The organism is Streptomyces sp. NPDC088097 (genome assembly GCF_044741845.1).
Taxonomy (GTDB): domain Bacteria; phylum Actinomycetota; class Actinomycetes; order Streptomycetales; family Streptomycetaceae; genus Streptomyces.
The window spans coordinates 536518-557440 of the sequence record NZ_JBIUTJ010000002.1; the positions used below are offsets into that span (position 1 = coordinate 536518).

Annotated in this window: 17 protein-coding genes; 10 read left to right on the forward strand and 7 right to left on the reverse strand. The window is 73.9% G+C overall.

Features of this window, described 5'->3' with window-relative positions; translation table 11 throughout:
- Positions 1-105 precede the first annotated feature (105 nt).
- Both ACIOD1_RS08385 and ACIOD1_RS08390 read left to right on the forward strand, forming a co-directional pair.
- Positions 106-1182: a LacI family DNA-binding transcriptional regulator gene (locus ACIOD1_RS08385; RefSeq protein WP_401901039.1), complete on the forward strand. Its 1077-nt coding sequence runs from the start codon at positions 106-108 to the stop codon at positions 1180-1182.
- Positions 1179-1979, forward strand: coding sequence for a sugar phosphate isomerase/epimerase family protein (locus ACIOD1_RS08390; protein WP_401901041.1), 801 nt, complete (start codon positions 1179-1181; stop codon positions 1977-1979). The genes ACIOD1_RS08385 and ACIOD1_RS08390 overlap by 4 nt, the downstream gene beginning before the upstream one ends.
- Here the strand turns inward: ACIOD1_RS08390 and ACIOD1_RS08395 are convergent.
- The 5 genes from ACIOD1_RS08395 to ACIOD1_RS08415 all read right to left on the reverse strand — a co-directional run bounded on the left by ACIOD1_RS08395 (position 1967) and on the right by ACIOD1_RS08415 (position 7625).
- Complete coding sequence (locus ACIOD1_RS08395; protein WP_401901043.1) at positions 1967-2953, reverse strand: hydroxyacid dehydrogenase; 987 nt, start codon at positions 2951-2953, stop codon at positions 1967-1969. The genes ACIOD1_RS08390 and ACIOD1_RS08395 overlap by 13 nt on opposite strands.
- 101 nt (positions 2954-3054) lie before the next feature.
- Positions 3055-3852, reverse strand: a complete 798-nt coding sequence (locus ACIOD1_RS08400) for a carbohydrate ABC transporter permease (protein ID WP_365617531.1) — start codon at positions 3850-3852, stop codon at positions 3055-3057.
- Between the two features lie 173 nt (positions 3853-4025).
- Positions 4026-4874, reverse strand: coding sequence for a sugar ABC transporter permease (locus tag ACIOD1_RS08405; protein WP_365617529.1), 849 nt, complete (start codon positions 4872-4874; stop codon positions 4026-4028).
- A 128-nt stretch (positions 4875-5002) separates the two neighbouring features.
- Positions 5003-6325, reverse strand: coding sequence for an ABC transporter substrate-binding protein (locus tag ACIOD1_RS08410; RefSeq protein ID WP_401901045.1), 1323 nt, complete (start codon positions 6323-6325; stop codon positions 5003-5005).
- Between the two features lie 142 nt (positions 6326-6467).
- Entirely contained in the window at positions 6468-7625 is a 1158-nt protein-coding gene (locus ACIOD1_RS08415) for a substrate-binding domain-containing protein (protein WP_401901046.1), read from the reverse strand.
- Between the two features lie 241 nt (positions 7626-7866).
- Here ACIOD1_RS08415 and ACIOD1_RS08420 point away from each other — a divergent pair, with 241 nt between their 5' ends.
- The 6 genes from ACIOD1_RS08420 (at position 7867) to ACIOD1_RS08445 (ending at position 14741) form a co-directional block, all read left to right on the forward strand.
- The gene (locus ACIOD1_RS08420; protein ID WP_365617106.1) at positions 7867-9672 is read left to right on the forward strand and encodes a beta-galactosidase family protein; all 1806 of its coding nucleotides are present in this window, start codon (positions 7867-7869) and stop codon (positions 9670-9672) included.
- 14 nt (positions 9673-9686) lie between these two features.
- Positions 9687-10730 carry a galactose-1-phosphate uridylyltransferase gene (gene galT, locus ACIOD1_RS08425; protein ID WP_401901048.1) on the forward strand — a complete coding sequence of 348 codons (1044 nt, stop codon included), beginning with the start codon at positions 9687-9689 and terminating at the stop codon, positions 10728-10730.
- A complete protein-coding gene (gene galK, locus ACIOD1_RS08430) occupies positions 10727-11893 on the forward strand; it encodes a galactokinase (protein ID WP_401901050.1) in 1167 nt (388 codons plus the stop codon). The genes galT and galK overlap by 4 nt, the downstream gene beginning before the upstream one ends.
- A 213-nt stretch (positions 11894-12106) precedes the next feature.
- Positions 12107-12736, forward strand: coding sequence for an organomercurial lyase (gene merB / locus ACIOD1_RS08435; protein ID WP_365617101.1), 630 nt, complete (start codon positions 12107-12109; stop codon positions 12734-12736).
- A 74-nt stretch (positions 12737-12810) separates the two neighbouring features.
- Positions 12811-13758 carry an aldo/keto reductase gene (locus tag ACIOD1_RS08440; RefSeq protein ID WP_401901051.1) on the forward strand — a complete coding sequence of 316 codons (948 nt, stop codon included), beginning with the start codon at positions 12811-12813 and terminating at the stop codon, positions 13756-13758.
- The gene (locus ACIOD1_RS08445; protein WP_365617098.1) at positions 13755-14741 is read left to right on the forward strand and encodes a D-2-hydroxyacid dehydrogenase family protein; all 987 of its coding nucleotides are present in this window, start codon (positions 13755-13757) and stop codon (positions 14739-14741) included. Before ACIOD1_RS08440 ends, ACIOD1_RS08445 begins: the two co-directional genes overlap by 4 nt.
- A gap of 105 nt (positions 14742-14846) precedes the next feature.
- On the opposite strand, the gene ACIOD1_RS08450 is transcribed toward ACIOD1_RS08445, so the two are convergent.
- Positions 14847-15713, reverse strand: a complete 867-nt coding sequence (locus ACIOD1_RS08450; RefSeq protein ID WP_365617096.1) for an ABC transporter permease — start codon at positions 15711-15713, stop codon at positions 14847-14849.
- On the reverse strand, positions 15710-18496 hold the full coding sequence (locus ACIOD1_RS08455) for an alpha/beta fold hydrolase (protein WP_401901053.1): 2787 nt from the start codon (positions 18494-18496) through the stop codon (positions 15710-15712). The genes ACIOD1_RS08450 and ACIOD1_RS08455 overlap by 4 nt, the downstream gene beginning before the upstream one ends.
- 183 nt (positions 18497-18679) lie before the next feature.
- Here ACIOD1_RS08455 and ACIOD1_RS08460 point away from each other — a divergent pair, with 183 nt between their 5' ends.
- Together ACIOD1_RS08460 and ACIOD1_RS08465 are read left to right on the forward strand one after the other, a co-directional pair.
- Positions 18680-20218 (forward strand): ATP-dependent DNA ligase, encoded by a 1539-nt coding sequence (locus ACIOD1_RS08460; protein WP_365617527.1) that lies wholly within the window; start codon positions 18680-18682, stop codon positions 20216-20218.
- Between the two features lie 68 nt (positions 20219-20286).
- Positions 20287-20922, forward strand: a complete 636-nt coding sequence (locus ACIOD1_RS08465) for a helix-turn-helix domain-containing protein (protein WP_365617092.1) — start codon at positions 20287-20289, stop codon at positions 20920-20922.
- The last annotated feature ends 1 nt before the right edge of the window (position 20923 follow it).

The window sequence follows — 20923 nt, forward strand, 5'->3', positions numbered from 1 at the left end:
TTCGAGGGATAGAAAGCGCTTTCATCATTGGGCACTATGGAGATCCACGCACTCGATGACACGATGGCCCGGGGAAGTCCGGGCAGGCAGAAGGAGGGGTTGGTCATGGCGGTGACTCTTGCCGAGGTCGCGGCGCACGCGGGCGTGTCGCCCGCCACGGTCTCGCGGGTGATGAACGGCGGCTATCCGGTGGCCGGCGGCACCAAGACCCGGGTGGAGCGGGCCGTCGAAGCACTCGGGTACGTCGCGAACGGCCCCGCCCGCGCGCTCGCTGCGGCCACCTCGGACCTCGTCGGCGTGCTCGTCCACGACGTCTCCGACGGCTTCTTCGGCATCCTGGCGGGCTCCTTGCAGAGCGCCCTGGACCCCACCGGCCGGCCGGGCGCGCGCCGGCTGGCCGTCGTCTGCAACACCCAGGGCGATCCGGCCGCGGAGGTCGACTACCTCGGCCTCTTGGAGGGTCAACGGGCCGGCGGGGTCGTCCTCACCGGAGGTGCCGTCGAGGACCCCCGGCACACCGTCGCACTGACCGCCCGGGTCGCACGGATAGCGGGCAGCGGAGCCCCGGTCGTGTTGTGCGGGCGTCCCCCCCTGCCCGTGCCCCCCGAACTGCCCGTGGCCACGGTGATGTTCGACGACCATGCCGGCGCCTTCGCCCTCGCCGAACACCTCCTGACCCTGGGGCACCGGCGCATCGCCTACGTCGCCGGGCCGCCCGACCTGAGCACCAGCAGAGAGCGGCTCGCCGGTCATCAGGCCGCCCTCGCCCACTGTGACGCCGACCTGCCCGAGGCCTGCGCACCGCTCACCGTGCACGCCGGATTCGAGCGCTCCGCCGGGTACGACGCCACCCGTGAACTACTGCGCGGGGGAGCGACCTTCACCGCTGTGGCCGCGGCCAACGACACAGTGGCCACGGGGGTCGCCGCCGCCCTGCGCGAAGCGGGCCTGCGGATCCCCGAGGACGTCTCCGTCGCGGGCTTCGACGACCTGCCGTTCTGCGTGGACACCGCGCCGGCCCTGACCACCGTCCGGGTACCGCTGCGGGAGGCCGGAGTGCTCGCCGCCCAACTGGTGACCGGGCGCCGCCCGCTGCCTCCCGGTGGCATCACCACCCTGCCCACGGAACTCATGGTGCGCGGCTCCACCGCGCCGCCGCCGGCCGAGGGGAGGAAGCCGTGAGGTACGCCTTCTCCACGCTGGGGCTGCCCGGCGCCCCACTCGCCCGCAGCGCCGGGCTGGCCGCCGAGCACGGGTACGACGGCCTCGAACTGCGGGCCCACCCCGAGGAACCGCTGCATCCCGGCAGCTCGGTCGGCGAGCGGACGGCCGGGCTGCGCGAGGTGACCGGAGCGGGGGTGCGGGTGCTCGGCGTGGCCGGCTACGCCCGGGTGGCCGCGCCGGGTGAGGACGGTCCGCTCCTCGCCGAGCTGCGGGACCTGGTCCGGCTCGCCGCGGACCTCGAAGCGCCGTACGTTCGGGTCTTCCCCGGGGGTGGCGAGCTCCACCCGGGACGGGCCGACGCCAACGCGGTGCGCCGGCTGCGGGAAGCCGCCCCGTACGCCGAGCACCTCGGCGTACGGATCCTGCTGGAGACCCACGACTCGCACCGCACCGCGGGCGCGACGGCCCGGGTGTTGGACGAGGTCGCGCACCCAGCGGTGGGCGCGCTGTGGGACGTGCTGCACACCTGGCTCGGCGGTGAGGAGCCGGCGGAGTCGGGGCGACGGCTGGGAGCGCATCTGGGCTACCTCCAGGTCAAGGACGTGGCGTCCGCCGGGGAGCTGACCCCGCTCGGGCTCGGCTCGGGGGTGCTGCCGCTGGCCGAGGCGGTGGCCGCCGCCCCCCGAGAGGGCTGGCTCTGCTGGGAGTACGAGAGACGCTGGTACCCGGACGCCGCCGAGCTGACGGGCCTGCTCGCCCGGGGGAGGGAGCATCTGGAGCGCCTGGTGGAACGCCACGGCCGTCAGGCGGAGTAGGCCAGGCGGGCCGGGTCCACGGGGTGGCGGAAGGCGAGGCCCCGGGCGTAGCGCTCCAGTTCCTCGACGGCGCTCGCCGCCAGCCGGTCCAGCTCGCCGCCCAGGGATCCGGCCACGTGCGGAGTGAGCAGCACGTTGGGCAGGTCGAACAGGACGGAGCCGGCCGGCAAGACCTCGGGCTCGGTGTGGTCGAGCACGGCGTGCAGTCTCCCCGTCACCAACTCGGTGGTGAGGGCGTCCGTGTCCACGAGGGAGCCCCGTGCGGTGTTGACGAGGGTGGCCCCGTCCCTCATCAGGGACAGTCGGGAGGCATCGAGGAGGTGACGGGTCTGGGGGAGGGCGGGCGCGTGCAGGCTCACCACGTCGCTGCGGCGCAGCAGTTCGTCGAGCGAGGAGCATTCTCCGCCGAGGGCGGTGACCTCGGCCGGGTCGGCGTACGGGTCGTGGACCAAGACGCGCAGGTCGAAGGGGCGCAGGAGTTCCAGTACGCGCCGCCCGATGAGGGAGGCGCCGACGAGGCCGACGGTCCGACGGTAGTTGCCGACCGTCGGATAGTGGCTCAGCAGGTCGATGGGGCCGCGCGCGGCGCGGTAGGCGTGGGCTGATTCCAGGACGCGCTTGTTGGAGAAGAGGATCGCGGCGAGGGCGTACTCGGCCACCGGGAGGGCGTTGGCGGCGGCCGCGCTCGACACCAGCAGGCCCCGTTCCCAGCAAGCCGGGGTCACATGGTGCTTGACGCTCCCGGCGGCGTGTACGACGGCCCGCAGGCGAGGCATCCGTCCCAGGGCGGCCGAGTCCAGGGGCGGGCAGCCCCAGCCGGTGAGGAGCACCTCGGCGCGGTCCAGTCGGTCGGCGAGCTCGGGATCCTCGTCGGTGAAGTCGGTGACGAGCAGCGCGGGATCCACGTCGGCCACGCGGAGCAGTTCGGGGAGGACCGCCTCGCCCAGGACGGCGGCTCGGGTGCCGGTGCGCATGGCGAGCACCGTGACGGGCCGGCGGACGTGAGGGCCGGCGGAGGGAGAGGAAGGAGAAGGAGATGGGGAGGGGGAGGGTGCGGCGGGGGAGTTGAGAGGGGTCACTTGACGGCTCCTGCGGTGAGGCCCGAGCGCCAGAACCGCTGGAGCCCGAGGAAGGCCAGCACGAGCGGGACGACGGCGACGAGTGAACCGGTGATCACCATCGGATACAGCTCGGGCTGCTGGTAGACACTGCGGTTCCACATGAACAGGCCCAGACTGACGGGGTAGAGCCGCTCGTCGCTCAGCATGGTCAAGGCGCCGTAGAAGTTGTTCCAGATGGCCGTGAAGGTGAACAGGAAGATGGTCACAAACCCGGGCCACAGCATGGGGAACGACACGTGGGTGAAGACGCGCAGTTCACCCGCACCGTCGACCCGGGCGGCAGCCAGCACCTCGTCGGGGACGTACCCCTCGGCGAAGACCCGGGCCAGATAGACCCCGAACGGGTTGACGAGCATGGGCACCAGGTAGGCGGCGTAGGTGTTCACCGTGCCGGTGGCCGAGGCCATCAGGTACAGGGGGAGCTGGAGGACGGTGGCCGGGACGAGGACCCCGGCGAGAACGACGCCGAACAGGGCCTCTTTGCCCCTGAACCCGTAGGCGTGGAAGGCGTAGCCGCAGGCCACGCTGATCAGGGCGGAGAGGGTCGAGCCGAAGACGGTGTAGAGCAGGCTGTTTCCGAGCCAGCGTCCGAAGATGCCGTCCTCGTAGGTGAACAGCTCGGCGAGGTTGGACAGGAGGTGGAACTCGCCGGCGGAGAAGGGATCGGTGGCGAAGAGGTCGCGCCGGTTCTTGGTGGCGGCCAGCACCAGCCAGGCCAGGGGGAAGAGCGTGTAGGCGGCGAAGAGCAGCAGGACGGCGTTGACGGCGGTCCGGGAGAGGAGGGCGCGGGCGGTACGGCGCGGCGCGGGTCGGGCCGGACGAGCCGGACGAGCCGGGCGAGGGGGACGAGAAGGTGCGACGGCCGGGTCGACCGATGGGCCCACCGGCGGGTCGGCCGGCGGTGTGGTGAGCGGGGCGGCGCTGGTCACGCGGACCTCCAGCGGTTGCCGAGGGCGGTGACCACGAAGGACGCGGCCCCCGCGACGAGGGCGAGGAGCAGGGCGCTCGCGGCGGCCAGGCCGTAGTCGTGGCCCTTGAACGCGGCGCTGAAGACGTACATGGTCGGCGACCAGGACTCGCCCATCTCGCCCGCCCGGAGCTGGAGGAGCTGTGGGGCGTCGAAGAGTTGGACGGCGCCGACACAGGTGAACAGGACCGTCAGCACCAGAGTGGGCCGGATGCTGGGCACCTTGATCTGCAAGGCGGTGCGGACGGCTCCGGCGCCGTCCATCGTCGCCGCCTCCAAGGTCTCGCGGGGGATCGCCTGGAGCCCGGCGAAGAAAATGATCATGTTGTAGCCGAGCCACTGCCAGGCCGAGATGTTGACCACGGAGAGGAGGGCCTCGTCGCCGCCGAAGAAGTTCCAGGTGAGGCCCACGCCGTCCAGGGCCTGGAGCACGGGACTCAGACCCGGCGTGTACAGGTAGAGCCAGATCATCGCGGCGATCAACCCCGGCACGGAGTGCGGCAGGTAGAAGGCGATCTGGAAGAAGCGTCGGGCGCGCGCGAGCGCCGAGTCGAGCAGCAGGGCGAGGAGGAGGGCGCCGCCGATCATCAGGGGAACGTAGAGGACGCAGTACACGGCGACGTTGCGGAAGGAGGCGAGGAACAGGGGATCGGACAGGGCCCTGGTGAAGTTTCCGAGTCCGGTGAAGACCCGGCGGGTGCCGCCGAAGCCCAGGCCCGACTGCTCGTCGTGGAAGAGGCTCAGGTACCCGGCGTAGACGACGGGAGCGACGGTGACGAGGGCGAAGAGCAGGAAGAACGGGGCCATGAAGAACGCGGCGGGCGACAGCGTCCCGGCCCTGGTCGCCGCCCGCCCCACCGGAGCCGATGGGGCGGTGGTACCGGTGGTACCGGTGGTACCGGTGGTACCAGAGGTGCCGGGGTGGTGGGCGGGCATCAGCCCGCCAGCCCCAGGCCGCGGTCCTTGATGGCCTTCTCGGCGGCCGACTGCCCCTCGGACAGGGCCTTCACCAGGTCCGCCCCGGCCGCGCCCTGCGCCGCGCTCACCTGGAGCTGAGCCGGCCCCCAGGTCCACCCGGGCCGGATCGTCCCGGCGGCCTCGCTCGCCAGCGCGTACGGATCCTGTCCCTCGAAGTACGAGGCGTCGAACAGCTTCGCCGCCTCGGCCCGCATCTCCGGATTGGCGGGCAGGGCGCTGCTCGGCGACTTGAGTGAGCTCAGCCGGGCCCGGATCGCCTCCGGTTCCGTGGTGACCCACCGGATGAACTCGGCCGCCGCCTTGGTCTGCTTGCTGCCCTTCGGCACGATGTACGAGGTCCCCCCGTACATGCCGGTGGCCGGTCGGCCGTCCCACGTGGGCAGCGGGGCTATACCCCACTTGCCCTTCAGGTCCGGGTAGTTGGCGAGGAAGGTGCCCGCCGTCCAGGCGGCGCCGATCACCGTGGCCACCTGTCCGGAGCTGCGCTCCTTGGCCTCGCCCTCACCCCACAGCGGGGTCTTCGAGGCGACTCCGGAGGCCATCAGCCCGTTCCAGTACTCCGCGACCTTCCGCGAGGGCGGATCGTCGACCGCCACCTTCCACTTCTCGCCCTCGGTCCCGTACCAGCGCCCGCCCGCCTGCCAGGCCAGACCGGCCAGGGCCGCGGGGTCTCCACCGCCGAAGTTGGTGATGCGGATCGAGGGGTCCGCCTTGTTGATCTTCTCCCCGGCGGCCTTGTACTCCTCCCAGGTCTTCGGCACGGCGACCCCGTGCTTCTCGAAGATGTCCTTGCGGTAGAAGAGTTCGAGCGGGGTGACGTCGAAGGGTACGGCCCACGTCCGGCCGCCCAGCTTCACGAGCGACTGGACCGCCTCGGGGAACTTCGCGGAGACGAGCTCGCCGGAGGTGGCGCTCAGGTCCTCCAGGTTCCCGCCGCTCGCGAACTCCGGCAGCGCCGAGTAGTCCATCGTCGCGATGTCCGGGGCGTTGCCGCCCTTGACCGCGTTCGCCAGCTTGGCCGCCCCGTCCGGGCCGCCGGGTACGGCGGAGAACTTCACCTGGATGTTCGGGTGCGTCTTGTTGAAGGCATCGGCCGTCTGCTGCGCGCCCGCCGAGGACGACCAGTAGGTGACGGTGACCGGTTGTGCGGGCGAGCCGTTCGAGTCCGCGGCCGTCTGCGCCTTCGGCCCGCCGCCGCACGCGGCGGTCAGCAGGACGAGGGAGACGGCCGAGGCGGTGAGGGCGGCGCGGGGGACACGGGCGGGAAGGCTGCGCGACATGATTCGGCTCCTACGGACGACCGCCGCCGACGGCGGCGACGGATGGGAGAACGCGGCCCATCCTTGGCACGCCACGGCAGAGCGTCAAGAGCGAATGCGCAAGTCGATCAAAACAATCACTTCTTTGAGATCGTCATGCCCTTTATGAACGAATGGTCAGGCGTGGCAGCAGCTCCAGGTGCTGGCGCGGACTCTCGGCCGCTTCCCCGACGACTCCGACGACTCCCTCAACTCCCTCGGCGCCCCGCTCGTCCAACCGGTCCAGCAACAGCCCGGCCGCCCGGGCGCCGACCTCCCGCTTGGCCGGCGCCACGGCCGACAGCGGTACGTCGGCCAGCCCCGCCACCTCGTCGTCGTAGGTGATCACGGCCAGGTCCTCCGGCACCCGCACGCCCCGCGCCTGGAGCCTCGGGATCAGCATGATCGCGTCGGTGTCGCTGTGGATCAGGGCCGCCGTCACCCCGCCCGAGGTGACCGCCCCGCACAGGTACTCCAGCGTCCGGGCGAACCGGTCGGCCACCGAGGGCGCCCCGCCCGCCGCCGGTGGGGGCCACTCCGGCGCCGGCTCCAGCCCGAGCGCGGCGACGGCGGCCTCGTACCCGGCCCTCAGCCGCGCCGTCGTCGGGGTCTCCTGGCAGGCCAGCGCGATCTTCCGGTGCCCCGACGCCACCAGGTGCTGCACGGCCCGGGCCGCCCCGTGCGCGTGGTCCGACACCACCCGGTCGAGCGAGGCCGCCGGATGGCCGGCCGGAGCCCACCGCTCGACCAGCACCGTGGGCACCGCCAGCTCCGCCGTCCACGCCCCCTCGCCCGGCCCGGGCGACCCGGTGTCCCAGTTCGGCGTCAGCAGCAGCCCCTCCGCCCCCGTCGACAGCAGCCGGTCGGCCTGCGTCCGGTCCTCGCCCGGCAGGTACCGGGTCAGCCCCACGGCCAGCCGTCCGCCCCGCGCCTCGACCACCTCCCGGGCCCCGCGCACGACATCGGCGTAGTAGTACTCGGTGGTCGGCACCACCATGCCGACCACGCGCCCGGCCGTGCGTCCCGGGCCCCCCACGGCTCCCGCCGGGTGCGGGCCGTTCCGCGCGCCGGGCTCCCCGAGGGTGCCGCCGCGCGACGCGACGCGAGTGATCACCCCGTGCATCCGCAGGATCTCGCCCCGGGACGCCATCGCCTCGATGTCCCGCCGCAGGGTCACGGGGGAGATGCCCAGTTCCCGGGCCAGGTCCGCCACGCGCACGCTGCCCCGCGCCCGAACGAGCGCCAACACCTGCGCCTGTCGCTGGTCCACATGTGCTCTCACGAGGTCCCCCTGAGGTCGGTCCGGTCGTTCCCGGTGGTGGTCGCCCGGTGCGGCGTCCGCCGGCGTCGCCCGGTCGCGGGCGGCATCCACGTTCGCCCGGCGTGGTGGCCATCATAGGCAACCGAAACGATCGATTCGATCGATCCCGTTCAACCGGTCATTGACGTCGCGGACGACACGTTCATATATTCGGCGACGTCCGGCACCTCACGGCATCTCGACCTCTCTCGGGAGTCAGCGCATGCTCACGCACGACCAGGACGGATTCCGCCGCGCAGGCCGCCCCCACCGCATCGTCTCGGGCGCCCTCCACTACTTCCGGGTCCACCCCGACCTCTGGGAGGACCGGCTGCGACGGCTCCGCGCCCTGGGGGCCAACACCGTGGACACGTACGTCCCGTGGAACTTCCACGAGAGCGCCCCCGGCAAGGCCGACTTCACCGGTCCGCGCGACCTGGCCCGCTTCCTGCGCACCGCCCAGGACCTCGGCCTCGACGCCATCGTCCGCCCGGGCCCCTACATCTGCGCCGAATGGGACTTCGGGGGCCTGCCCGCCCGGCTCCTCGCCATCGACGGCCTGCGCCTGCGCTGCGCCGACCCCCGCTTCCTCGCCGAGGTCGACGGCTGGTTCGACCTGGTCGTCCCCGAGCTGCTTCCGTTGCTCGCGAGTCGCGGCGGTCCCGTGGTGGCCGTCCAGATCGAGAACGAGTACGGCTCGTACGGCAACGACGTCCGCTACCGGGCCCACGTGGAAGGGGCCCTGCTGGGACGCGGCCTCGACTGCCTCCTGTTCACCGCCGACGGCCCCGAGGACGCCATGCTCCAAGGCGGCTCGGTCCCCGGCCGGCTGGCCACCGCCACCTTCGGCGCGCGCCCCGCCGAACGACTCGCCACCCTGCGCCGCTACCAGCGGACCGGCCCCCTGACCGCGATGGAGTTCTGGATCGGCTGGTTCGACCACTGGGGCGAGGACCACCACGTCCGCGACGTACGGGACGCCGCCGACTCCCTCGACGAACTCCTCGCCACCGGCGCCTCCGTCAACCTCTACATGGCCCACGGCGGTACCAACTTCGGCTTCTGGGCCGGCGCCAACCACACCGGCTCCCGCCCCGGCGACCCCGGCTACCAGCCCACCGTCACCAGCTACGACTACGACGCCCCGATCGGCGAGGCGGGCGAACTCACCCCGAAGTTCCACGCGTTCCGCGAGGTCATCGGCAAGTACCTCCCCCTCCCCGAGGAACCGCTGCCCACGCTCCCGCCCCGGATGGCCCCCGCCCACGCCCTCCCGGCCGGCTCCGCCCCGCTCCTCGGAGCCCTGGACCTCCTCGCCGGGCCGCCCGTGCTGCGCCCCGCCCCCGAGTCCATGGAACAGCTCGGCCAGAGCCACGGCCTGGTCCACTACCGCACCACCGTCTCCGGCCCGCGCCCCGCGATGCCCGTCCGCGTCGACGGGCTCGGGGACCGCGCGTACGTCTTCGCCGACGGCCGCCCCCTCGGCATCCTCGACCGCAACACCCCCGACGAGGGCCTCGACCTGCCCGTCGGCGAGGCGGGCGTGGTCCTCGACCTCCTGGTGCGCGCCCAGGGCCGGGTCAACTACGGGCCGCTGCTCGACGACCGCAAGGGCATCTGGCGCGCGGTGCGCCACGGCCACCAGCACCTCTTCGACTGGGAGATGCGACCGCTGCCGCTCACCGACCTCGACGGCCTGTCGTGGTCCGACGCCGCCGCGCCGCGGGGCGAGCCCGTCTTCCACCGCTTCACGCACACCCTCGACCATCCGGCCGCCGACGGGTTCGTCGACCTCTCCGCGCGCGGGGCCGGCCTGCTCTGGCTGAACGGTTTCCTCCTCGGCCACTACGACACCCCGCGCGGCCCGCAGCGGACCCTCTACGCCCCCGCCCCCCTCTGGCGCGAGGGCCCCAACGAACTCGTCCTCCTCGAACTCGAAGCCGCGCCGGGGCACCCCGACCCCGCCGCCGGACTCCCGCTGCGCGACCGGCCCGACCTCGGCCGTGCCACCGTCGTCACCCTCCAGTGAAAGAAGATCCGCACGTGAAGCGCACGAGCACCCGCCTCGCCGACGGCCGCGAGATCCTCTACTTCGACACCGCGGACGGAGCCGCCCGCGCCGTACCCGACACCCGCCCCCTCGACGCCGGCCTGACCTCCTCCGAGGTCCGCCGCGACCCCCTCCTCGGCGACCACGTCGTCATCGCCTCCCACCGCCAGGGCCGCACCCACCTGCCGCCCACCAAGGACTGCCCGCTCTGCCCCTCCACGCCCGACCACGCGAGCGAGATCCCCGCGCCGGACTACGAGGTGGCCGTCTTCGAGAACCGCTTCCCCTCCCTCGCCGGGGACACCGGTCGCTGCGAGGTGGTCTGCTTCACCCCCGACCACCACACCTCGTTCGCGGAACTCGACGAGGAGCGGGCCGCGTTGGTCCTCGCCGCCTGGACCGACCGCACCGTCGAACTCTCCGCCCGCGAAGGGGTCGCCCAGGTCTACTGCTTCGAGAACCGGGGCGCCGAGATCGGCGTCACCCTCGCCCACCCCCACGGGCAGATCTACGCCCTGCCCTTCGTCACCCCCCGCACGACCCGGATGCTCGCCGCCGTCGCCGCGCACCGGGACCGCACCGGCGGCAACCTCTTCGACTCCGTCCTGGCCACCGAACGCGCGGAGGGCGCCCGCGTGGTGCTGGAGGGCGAGCACTGGAGCGCCTTCGTCCCCTACGCCGCCCGCTGGCCGTACGAGGTCCACCTCTACCCGCACCGCCGGGTCCCCGACCTGCCCGCCCTCGGGGACGCGGCCCGCGCCGAGTTCCCCCGGCTCTACCTGGAACTGCTGCGCCGCTTCGACCGGCTCTTCGACCGGGCCGACCCCACCCCCTACATCTCCGCCTGGCACCAGGCGCCGACCGAGCCGGGCCGGGCGCGCGCCGACTTCGCCCTCCACCTGGAGCTGTTCACCGTCCGCCGCAGCGCCGACAAGCTGAAGTACCTCGCCGGCACCGAGTCCGGGATGGAGGCCTTCATGAACGACGTCCGGCCCGAGGACGCGGCCGCCCGCCTGCGCGAGGTGGCGACCCCGTGAACCGGACCGCCGGGGAGTTCCGGGAGCTGTACGGGTACTCGCCCGAAGGGGTCTGGGCGGCGCCGGGCCGGGTCAACCTGATCGGCGAACACACCGACTACAACGACGGCTTCGCCCTGCCCTTCGCCCTCCCGCAGCGCACCGAGGTGGCCGCGGCCCGCCGCACCGACGGGATCCTCAGGCTGCACTCCGCCGACGTCCGGGCCGGGGTCCTCACCCTGGACGCGGCCGGACTCGACCCGGCCCGACCGCCGCGCGGCGCCGACGCCTGGGCGGGCTACCCCGCCGGAGTGGCGTGGGCGCTGCTGGAGGCCGGGCTCCCGGCCGACCTCACGGGCGGCGCGGACCTCCACGTCCGCTCCGAGGTCCCGACGGGGGCGGGCCTGTCCTCCTCCGCCGCCCTGGAGGTGGCCACCGCCCTCGCCCTCACCGGCATCCACGGGCTCACCCCGCCCAGCCCCGAACTGGCCGCGCTCGCCCGTCGCGCCGAGAACGCGTACGTCGGCGTGCCCTGCGGGGTGATGGACCAGATGGCCTCGGCGTGCGCCACCGAGGGGCACGCCCTGCGCCTGGACACCCGCACCCTCGAACAGCGGCACATCCCCTTCGACTGCGCGGCGGCCGGGTTGGGCCTGCTCGTCGTCGACACCCGGGTCAGGCACGCCCTCGCCGACGGGGCCTACGCCGAGCGCCGCGCCACCTGCCACCGGGCCGCCGCCGCGCTCGGACTGCCCGCCCTGCGCGACCTCCCGTACGCCGGGCTGGAGGAGGCCCTGTCCCGGCTCGCGGACCCGGTCGCGCGCCGCCGGGTGCGACACGTGGTCACCGAGAACGAACGCGTCCTGCGCGTCGAGGAGTCCCTGCGCGCCGGCCGGCTGCGCGAGGCGGGTCCGCTGCTCAGCGCGGGCCACGCCTCCCTGCGCGAGGACTACGAGGTGTCCTGCCCGGAGCTGGACCTCGCCGTCGCCACCGCCGAGGCCGCGGGCGCGTACGGGGCCCGGATGACCGGCGGCGGCTTCGGCGGTTCCGCCCTGACCCTGATCGACGCCGAAGCCGAGGCCGAGGTGACCCGAGCCGTCACGGACGCCTTCGTCCGGGCCGGGTTCCGACCGCCGCGCGTCACGGCCGCCGCCCCCGCCGCAGGAGCGGACCGGATCCTCTGACGCGGCGCTCCCGGCGGCCCGGACGACCCGCGCCCCGGACGACCCGCGCCCCGGACCCCGGGGGGAGTGAGGGAGGTCACGCCCGCCGCGTCGGCCTGCCGTCCGATAGGTTGGAAACAGGGCGAATCGGACGCTGAGTCTGGGTTCGGACCCGACCCCAACCCCGACCCCGTGCCCGGCCGGCCGTAGGCGCGGTGAGCAAGGAGGACGTGAGTGAACCCCCGCGTGCAGGACCTGTCCGACCAGTTGGTCGCCAAGTGGACCTCCCCGAAGGGCGTCGAGCTCATGGCCGCCGGCGCCGTCGTCGTCGAGGGGCTGCTCCGACACGGGCCCCTCTCCCCGGCCAAGGCGGGCGCCCTGCTCGGCCGGCCGGCGGAGGAGGTCCTGGACCGCTTCCACGGCATGGACTTCGATCTGGAGACCGACGGCCCGGAGCAGAGCGGCGACATCATCGGCGCCGGCGTGTCCCTGAACTCCGCCCGCCCGTACGCCATGGAACTGCGGGGACGCACGGTGTACGGGTGGTGCGTGATGGACGTGCTGATGTTCCCCCTGGTGTTCAAGGAGCCGATCAGCAAGGTCACCGGCCGCTGCGCGAGCACCGGCGAGGCCATCGCCCTCACCGTCACCCCGGACGGGATCCGCGACCTCACACCGGCGGAGGCCTCCGTGACCCTGGCCCCGGCCACCGGCGCCGACATCCGCGAGGTGTTCTGCGACCGGGTCAACTTCTACGCCACCCCCGCCCTCGCGCGGGCCGCCGCGGACCGGGACCCCGATCTGGGGGTGTGCTCGGTGCGGGAGGCCTGGGAGATCGGCAAGCGCCTCGCCGACCTCTTCTGAGCGGGCCGTCGGGCGACCTAGACTTCGACCTGCTCAGTTGATCATGTGCAGGACGAACGTGGAGGAAGACCCGCATGCGCTATCTCCCCCTGGGCCGTTCAGGCCTCCAGGTCTCCGCCGTAGGCCTCGGTTGCAACAACTTCGGCGGACGCCTCGATGCCCAGGCGACGCGCGCCGTCGTCGACGCCGCCCTCGACTCCGGGATCACCCTGCTCGACACCGCCGACATCTACGGCGGCAGCGGCGGCTCCGAACTGCACCTCGGCCAGGCCCTCAAGGGCCGCCGCGACCAGGTGGTCCTCGCCACCAAGTTCGGCTACGACGGCGTGGACATGGGCTACGGCCGCGCCGCCGGGTCCCTGGGGGGCCGCGCCTACGTCCGGCGGGCCGTCGAGGAGTCCCTGCGCCGCCTGGACACCGACCACATCGACCTCTACCAACTGCACAGCCCCGACCCCGCCACCCCCGTGGCCGAAACCCTCGCCGCGCTCACCGAACTGGTCGCCGAGGGCAAGATCCGCTACATCGGGCACTCCAACCTCAGCGGCTGGCAGCTCGCCGAAGCCGCCCACGTCGCCCGCGAGACCGGCGCGACCCCCTTCGTCTCGGCGCAGAACGAATGGTCCCTGCTCCAGCGGTCGGCCGAACGCGAACTGGTTCCCGCCGCCCGCCACTACGGCCTCGGCGTCCTGCCGTACTTCCCGCTCGCCAACGGCCTGCTCACGGGCAAGATCCGGCGCGGCGCCCCCGTCCCGGCCGGCTCCCGACTCGAAGGCCGCGACTCCTACCTCACCGAGCAGCGCCTCGACACCGTCGAAGCCCTCGCCGCGCTCGCCGACAAGTACGGCCGCACCCTGCTGGAGATCGCGATCGGCTGGCTCTCCGCCCAGCCCGGATGCGCCTCCGTCATTGCGGGCGCCACCTCCGCCGAACAGGTCCGCGCCAACGCCGCCGTCGCCGACCGCCCCCTGGAGGCCGAACTCCTCGCGGAGATCGACGCCGTCGCCGGAACCGCCGCATGAGCGACCCCGCTCCCGGCACCGCCGTCCTGCGCTGCGCGATCCTCGACGACTTCCAGCGGGCGGCGGGCGCCCACGCCGACTGGTCCGCCGTCACGGACCGGGGCATCGAGGTCGTCTCCTTCCCCGACCACCTCGACGACGAGGACGAACTCGTCGCCCGTCTCGCCGACTTCGACGTCCTCGTCACCCTGCGCGAACGCGTCCGCTTCCCGGGCCGGGTGCTGGAACGGCTCCCGCGCCTGAGGCTGATCGTCGCGAGCGGCATGCGGAACTCGGTCATCGACCACGACGCCGCCGCGCGCGTCGGCGTGACCGTGTGCGGGACCGCCAGCTCCTCCACCCCGCCGGTCGAGATGACCTGGGCCCTCATCCTGGGCCTGGCCCGGGGCATCGCCGTGGAGAACGCCGGCCTCCGCGCCGGCGGGCCCTGGCAGCAGACGGTCGGCGCCGACCTCCACGGTCGCCGCCTGGGCCTGTTGGGACTCGGCAAGATCGGCAGCAGTGTCGCACGGGTCGCGCTCGCCTTCGGGATGGAGGTGTCGGCCTGGAGCGCGAACCTCACCGAGGAACGCGCCGAAGAGGTCGGGGCCGTCCTGGCCCCCTCCAAGGAGGCACTCCTGGCCGACAGCGACTTCGTCTCCGTCCACCTCGCCCTCGGCGACCGCACCCGGGGGCTGATCGGCGCGCCCGAACTGGCCCTCATGCGCCCGGACGCGTACCTCGTCAACACCTCCCGCTCCGCCATCGTCGACCAGGACGCGCTGCTGGAGGCCCTGCGCGAGGGGCGGATCGCGGGCGCCGCCCTCGACGTGTTCGACACCGAACCGCTGCCGGCCGACCACCCGCTGCGCACCGCCCCGAACCTGCTCGCCACCCCGCACCTGGGCTACGTCACCCGGGCCAACTACGCCACGTACTACGGGGAGGCGGTCGAGGACGTCCTCGCCTACCTGGACGGCGCGCCCGTACGCGTCCTCACATAGCCGACGCGTCCTCGACCGGCCGACGCATCCCCGCACACGAACACCCCGGCGCGGCCCTCCGGTTCGTGGAGGGCCGCGCCGGGGCGAGGGCGTGCGCGAGCGGGCTCAGGACACGATGTCCTTGCGGGCGAACCCGCGGAACGCCAGCGCGAACAGCACCAGCGCGTACGAGACCGACACCGCCGTGCCCTTGATCATCCCGCCCCATTCCAGGTGCGGTTGGAGGGCGTCGGCCCAGGCGAACTGCCAGTGCGCGGGCAGGAACTCGCGCCACGACCCCAGGGCCGTCACCGCGTCCAGCACGTTCCCGACGATGGTCAGTCCGACCGCGCCGCCCACCGCGCCCAGCGGTGCGTCGGTACGCGTGGACAACCAGAACGCCAGCCCGGCCGTGACCAGCTGCGACACGAAGACGAAGGCGACGGCCAGCGCGAGCCGGGGCACCGTGTCCGCCGCCGGCAGCGCCCCGCCCGTCGGCAGTTTCAGCGGTCCCCAGCCGTACGCCGCCGTGCCCGCGGCCAGGGCCACCACCGGGAGCAACACGATCGCGGCGAGACTGAACCCGAGCGCCACCACCAGCTTGCTCCACAGCAGCCGCGCCCTCGGCACGGGCGAGGCCAGCAGGTAGCGCAGCGAGGACCAACCGGCCTCCGAGGCCACGGTGTCCCCGCAGAACAGCGCCACCGGCACCACCAGCAGGAAGCCCGCCGAGACGAACAGGCAGGTGGCGGCGAAGTTCGCGCCGGAGGCCGTGGCCGTGTCGATCAGGGACACCCGGCCGTTGCCGCCGCCCGGACCGTTGTCGGGGCCGCCGCCCACCGCGAACGCGATGATCATGACGAACGGCAGCGCGGCCAGCACCCCGGCCATCACCAGCGTCCGCCGTCGCCGCCACTGGCGCAGTGCTTCCACGCGCAGCGGCAGCGTCCGGGAGGGGTGGTAGCCGGGCGCGGTCTCCTGGACGGTGCTCATGCCGCACCTCCGATCAGGGTCAGGAAGGCGTCCTCCAGCCGGCGGTGGGGACCCACCGCGGCCACCGGAACCTCCAGGCGGACGAGTTCGGCGATCAGCCGGGCGGCAGTCGTCCCTTCGAGCCGTACGAGGAGCCCGTCGTCCGCCGGAACCACGGAGCCCACCCCTTCCAGGGCGGCGATCTTCTCCACGGTCACCTCGTTGACCGGGCCCTCCAGTGCGACGAGGAGCGTGTCGCCGCCGCCGGTGATCTCGGCAACCTCGCCCGCCCGCACCAGCCGGCCCCGGTCCATGACGACCAGGTGGGTGCAGGACTGCTCCACCTCCGACAGGAGGTGGCTGGAAACGATGACCGTCCGGCCGCCCGCCGCGTAGCGGATCATCACGTCGCGCATCTCGCGGATCTGCGGCGGGTCCAGCCCGTTGGTCGGCTCGTCCAGGATCAGCAGGTCGGGCATCCCGAGCATGGCCTGCGCGATGGCGAGGCGCTGGCGCATGCCCTGCGAGTAGGTGCGCACCGCCCGCTCCAGGGCGTCGCCGAGCCCGGCGATCGCCAGGGCCTCGGCCAGGTGCGCGTCCTCGGCGGGCCGGCCCGTGGCCTGCCAGTACAGCTCCAGATTGGCCCGGCCGGTCAGGTGCGGCAGGAATCCGGCGCCCTCCACGAAGGCACCGACCCGTGAGAGCACGGGCGCCCCGGGTCGGATCGGGTGCCCGAACGCGCGGATCTCACCGGCGTCCGGGGTGATCAGGCCCATCAGCATGCGCAGCGTGGTGGTCTTCCCGGCCCCGTTGGGCCCGAGCAGGCCGAGGACCTGCCCCTTCTCCACCCGGAAGGAAACGTCCCGCACCGCGTACCGGTCCTGGGCCTTGGCGTAGCGCTTCGAGAGCCCGGTGATGTCCAGCGGTACGTCGGCCAGTGCGGGATCCGCGGCCGTGTCGGGCCGCGCCGCACGGGCGGGCCCGCCGCGCCGGATGCCCAGCAGACCCGCGGCGAGCGCCGCGGCGGCCAGGGGCAGCCACCACACCCAGGCGGGCAGCCCGGCCGTCGCCGTGCGCACGCCGTCCATGACGGGCACGGCCAGCGGCCCCTGCGCCGCGACCGTGTACGAGGCCGGCGCGACGGGGGAGGCGTAGCCGAGGTCGGTGGCGGCCACGACGAGTCGCAGCCGGTGTCCCGCCTCGACGGCGTGGTCGATCGCCGGCAACCGCAGCCGCACGTCGCGACCCTGACCGGCGTCCTCCACCCGTACCGGCGCGACGAGCTGACTCGGCAGCACCTGCTGAAGCCCGTCGGGCCCCACGTCGTACACCTTGCCGAACAGCACGGCCGAACCGTCGGCAGCCGTCGACCTCACCTTCAGGGTGAGGGTCGGAGTGCCGGTGACACGGATCCCTTCGGCCAGCGGCTCCGAGTCGAAGCGGGCGTACTGCCCCGGGAAGTCCAGCGCGAAGCCGGCGCCGAGGGAGGCCAACTGGCCGCCGATGCCGGGCAGCGCGGAGAGGGCGGGCGGAGTGGCGCCCGCCGGATTGGCGAAGGTCTGCTCCCGACCCGCGAGGGCGAACTCCTTCGGCGAGGCGGTCAGCCCGGGGTAGCGGTCGCCGCTCGCCCCGCGCAGGGTGACCCGCCCGTCGGTGGAGTCGATGCCGCCGGAGCGCGAGACGCGGAACGCCGGGCCGGTGTCGACCCCCTCGTCGCCCTTGAGGTAGCGGTCGAACCAGGACGACACGCGGGCCGCGACCCGGTCGGACTCGCGCATCCCGCCGTCGTGGCCGCCGGCCGCCCAGTCGACGGCGACGGGAGCGCCGTTGGCGGCGATGGTCCGGGCCATGGCGTCGGCCTGGTCCAGCGGGAAGAGGGAGTCGTCCTGACCCTGCACGATCAGGGTGGGCACCTTGATCCGGTCGCCCACGGCGGAGGGGCTGCGCCGCTCCAACAGCTCGCGCGCCTCGGCGTCCGGCTTCCCGGCCACCGCGACCCGCTCGTACATGGCGCACAGCTGCGGCTCGAACCGCCCACAGGCGGAGGCCGCGCCCGGACCCGTGGGGCCGGCGTTCGGCGTCCCGGAGGGCGCGGCGCCGGCGGACGCGCCGCCGGACGACCCTGCTCCGGCCGCCGCCTGACCGCCACCGGGCTGGAGGCCCGAGGCCGTGCCGGTGGTGAAGAAGATCCCGGCCCACAGCTTCTTGAAGACGCCCTGAGGGAAGAGGGAATCGGCCAGGTTCCAGTAGGTGATCTGCGGGGCGATCGCGTCGACGCGCCGGTCGTGGCCGGCGGCCAGCAGCGACACGGCCCCGCCGTAGGAGGCCCCGGCCACGCCCACGCGCGGGTCCCCGTCGGCGTCCAGGCGCACCTCGGGCCGGCGGGCCAGCCAGTCGATCAGCGCGGAGACGTCCTTGACCTCGTGCTCGGGATCGTTCAGCCCGATCTGCCCTCCGGAGCGGCCGAAGCCGCGCGCCGACCAGGTCATGACGGCGTACCCGTCGCGGGCCAGCTGTTCCGCCTGGGCCCGTACGTCGTCCTTGCTCCCGCCGAAACCGTGCCCGAGGAGCACGGCGGGACGCTTGCGGGAGGGGTCCCCGGCGGTGAAGTAGGAGGTGTCGATCCCGGCGCCGGGCCGCTCCAGTACCTGGTCCGTGCGGTGGGCGGCCGGGGCGTCGCCGGACGCGGCGGCCACCGTCCAGGTTCCGGCGCCGGCCAGCACGGCGAGGGCGGCGGCGCCGGCCAGCAGACGGTCGCGGCGCCGCCGGGGCAGACGTGGCCGCCGGGGCATTCGTGGCTTCATACGGGAACCCTACGGCCACCGGTGCCCCGGCCCGAGCTGCCCCAGGTGGACCTCGACCCCTTCTTCGGGAGTACCGCGCGGCTCCCGCGTACCGCGCCCGCGGTACGCGAGAGCCGCGCGGGGAGATCGCCGGGGGCCCGTCCCGGACTGCGGGAGCCGCCCGGCGGCGGCAGGATGGGCGGCATGCTGCTGGCCGAGGTCGTGCGCGTGTCCCGCGAGGTCGCCGAGACCTCCGCCCGCTCCCGGAAGACCGCCCTGCTGGCGGGGTTGTTCGCGGAGGCTCCCGCCGGCGAGGCCGCCCTGGTCGTCGCCTACCTGTCCGGGCGGCTGCCCCAGGGCCGCCCCGGCGTCGGCTGGCGCGCCCTGGCCGGCGACAGCGAACCGGCCCCGTCCCCCACCCTGACCGTCGGCGCGGTGGACGCGGCGGTGACCGAGCTGGCCGCCGTGGCCGGGCCGGGGGCCCGGGCCGAACGCGCCCGGATCCTCGCCGCCCTGCTCGGCGCCGCCACCGCGCCCGAGCAGCGCTTCCTGCGGGCGCTGCTCTCGGGGGAGGTCCGGCAGGGCGCGTCGGACGCCGTCGCCCTGGAGGGCGTGGCCTCGGCCGCCGGGGTGCCCGCTGCCGCCCTGCGCCGGGCCGTGATGCTGGACGGCTCGCTGCCCCGGGTCGCGGCGGCCGTGCTCGCCGAGGGGAGCGAGGCCCTGCGCGGGGTGACCCTGCGCGTGGGGCAGCCCGTACAGCCCATGCTCGCCGGGACCGCCAGGTCGGTGACCGACGCCCTGACGGCGCTGGGCCCCTGCGCCGTGGAGGAGAAGCTCGACGGGATCCGCGTCCAGGTCCACCGCGTCGGCGACGAGGTGCGCATCCACACCCGGTCCCTGGACGAGATCACCGACCGGCTGCCGGAGGTGGCCGAACTGGCCCTGTCCCTGCCGGGCGACCGGTTCATCCTCGACGGCGAGGTCATCGGACAGGGCCTCGACGGCCGCCCGGTGCCCTTCCAGGAGATCGCGAGCCGGGTCGGCTCACGTTCGGACGTGGCGGCGGCCCGGCGCGTCCTCCCCGTGACCGCGTACTTCTTCGACCTGCTGGCCGAGGGTGACCGGGTGCTGCTCGACCTGCCCGTCCGCGAGCGCTACGCCGCGCTGGCCGCGCTCGTCCCGGAGGCCTCCCGGGTACGCAGGCTGGTGGTGGAGGATCCGGCGGCGCAGGCGGCCGAGGCCGAACGCTTCCTGGCCGAATCGCTGGCCCGGGGCCACGAGGGCGCCGTGGTCAAGGCCCTGGACTCCGCCTACGAGGCCGGCCGGCGCGGCAAGCGCTGGCTCAAGGTCAAACCAGTGCACACCGTCGACCTCGTCGTCCTCGCCGCCGAATGGGGCCACGGCCGCCGCACCGGCCTGCTGTCCAACCTCCACCTGGGCGCGCGGACCTCCGACGGCGGGTACGTCATGCTCGGCAAGACCTTCAAGGGGCTGACCGACGAGATGCTCCGCTGGCAGACCGTTCGCCTGGGCGAGCTGACGGTCGAGGACGACGGGTTCACCGCCCGCGTCCGCCCCGAGCTGGTGGTCGAGATCGCCTACGACGGCCTGCAGCGCTCCTCCCGCTACCCCGCCGGCATCGCCCTGCGCTTCGCCCGAGTCCTGCGCCACCGCCCCGACAAGGAGGCCGAGCAGGCCGACACCGTGGAGACGGTCCGCGGACAGGGCGCCATGGAGTCGTGACCCGGGCGCTTTTGCCTCAGAGGTAAGGGAAATTGCCAGGAAGGTAAACCTCTGGCTCAATCGGGTGTATGAACCCCGATCCCGAGGGGCCCGCGGACTCCGGCGACCCCGCCGGTGACCTGCCCGCGGTCGCCCCGCAACTGCGCGACCTGCGCCGCCGCGCGGGCCTCACCCTGGAAGCGGCCGCCGCCCGCGCCCGGCTCTCGCCCGCGCACCTGTCGCGACTGGAGACCGGCCGTCGTCTGCCGTCCCTGCCCTTGCTGCTCGGCCTCGCCCGCACCTACGGCACGACCGTCTCCGAACTGCTCGGCGAGACCCCGGCCGTCGCGGATCCCATCGTACGGGGCGGGGGACCGGGAGCCCGAGAGGCCGACGGCTGGACGTACCGGCAGGCGGGCGGCTCCGGACGCGGGATGCAGGCGCTGCGGGTGGGCGTCCCCCAGGGGCGCGGCCAGGGCGACCTCGTCCGCGTCCACCCCGGCGAGGAGTGGCTGTACGTGCTCACCGGACGGCTGCGACTGCACCTGGGGGAGGTCGAGCACCTCCTGGAGCCAGGGGACAGCGCCCACTTCGACTCGCTGACCCCGCACCGGATCGGCGCGCCCGATCCCGGAGGCGCGGAGCTGCTCTTCGTCCACACCCTGCTCCAGAGCAGCCTCGCCGGGCTGTGCCTCGGCGCGGGCGACACCACGCACCACCGTTAGG